This is a genomic window from Massilia sp. PWRC2 (genome assembly GCF_049896725.1).
Lineage (GTDB): Bacteria > Pseudomonadota > Gammaproteobacteria > Burkholderiales > Burkholderiaceae_D > JAFCUW01.
In genome coordinates this window covers 1-1,424 of the sequence record NZ_JAFCUW010000038.1, presented here as the reverse complement: position 1 = coordinate 1,424, position 1,424 = coordinate 1, and the positions used below count along the sequence as shown (strand labels likewise).

Below are 1,424 nucleotides of genomic sequence, written 5' to 3'. Positions count from 1 at the left end.
CTCGGCACCACGGGCAAGCTCAAGACCATCGAGGATGCGTATGCGGCAGAGCGCAGCCAAATTGCCTTCCACGCCCAGTACATGCAGGAAGAGCGCAATCAGGACCTGATCAGCCTGGACGCCTACAATGCCGGCAAGATCAAGACGATCAACGATGGGCGTGACGCGGCGTTGAAAGCATACGACGATGAAATCGCTTTGCTTAAAAAAGCTCGCGCCGCAACTTCAGATGGGCCAGCGCGCGCGCAGATTGATAATCAGATCAGTGAGCGAGAGGATGCTAAATCAAAGGCTCGCACCGAAGCATCGCAGGCGCTGGCACTGAACACCCTGAGTCTAGGCGCTGCCCAGGCCGGCCTGAACAAGACCATGAAGGAATGGGATATCCAGCAGGACAAGGCGAACGAACAGTTGGAGTTTGCGAACAGCTTGTACGGCAAGTCGGCGTTGGAGGTGCAGCAGCTCACAGCAGCCCGCCAAGCCGAGCTGGACGTCGAGGAAAAGATTCGGCAGGCAAAGGAAAAGGGCGCTATTACGGACGAGTCGATCGCGCGCTTTCAGGCTGACGCAAAAAAGAAATCCGATGCCGCGTCAAAGTTTATGGCGACGGGTGCCATACAAGGGGTGGTGGCGAATCAGCGGACGCCTGGTGAAGTTGAGCAAAAGAATCACGATGACATTATTCAGACGCTGATGGCCGCCAAAGCTGGCGAGCTTGAGGCCATCGCCGGCGGCAACATGGCCATTGAGCGCGAGAATCAACGGCACGAGCAAGCCATGTTATCCATGCGGATGCAGGCTGGGCAGCAGGCGCTGCAATTAGCTGGTGATTCTGCGAGCCAGCTGTACAGCATTATGAAAGATGCTGGTCTCCAGCAGACTGCTCTCGGCAAGGCGCTGTTCATTGCCAACAAGGCTATCGCTATCGCGAACATCATTATTAACACTGAGAACGCAGCTGCCAAAGCTTTAGAGGTGGGCGGCCCCTTCATCGGGCCGGTGCTTGCGACGGGCATCCGAGTAATGGGCTATGCCAGCGCCGGCATCGTGCTTGGCACTGCCATCGCATCGGCAGAGGGTGGGTACGACATCCCAGGCGGCGTCAATCCGATGACTCAACTGCACGAGAAAGAAATGGTCTTGCCGAAAGCGCAGGCTGAAGTTATCCGCGGGCTGGCAAGCAATGGCGGGCGCGGCAGCAGCGGGCCAGCGGTCACATACGCGCCCGTCATCCAGATCGACAGCCGTACAGACCAAGCGCAGGTGCATCAACTTGTATCGAAGGCCGTCCAGCAGGGCAATGCCGACCTGGTCGATAAATTGCAGCGCGCAGGACGTATCTAAATCAACAGCCTCAACCATCCTCGCTGAATCGAAGTTCACAGTGAGATGGATGAGAGATCAAACCCAGACCACAACACTTT

1 protein-coding gene is annotated in these 1,424 nt (G+C 57.0%); it reads left to right on the top strand.

What is annotated here, in order from left to right:
* The coding region (locus ACP7BZ_RS22900) for a hypothetical protein (RefSeq protein ID WP_426117503.1) at window positions 1–1,344 on the top strand (1,344 nt) is incomplete at its 5' end.
* Window positions 1,345–1,424 lie beyond the last annotated feature (80 nt).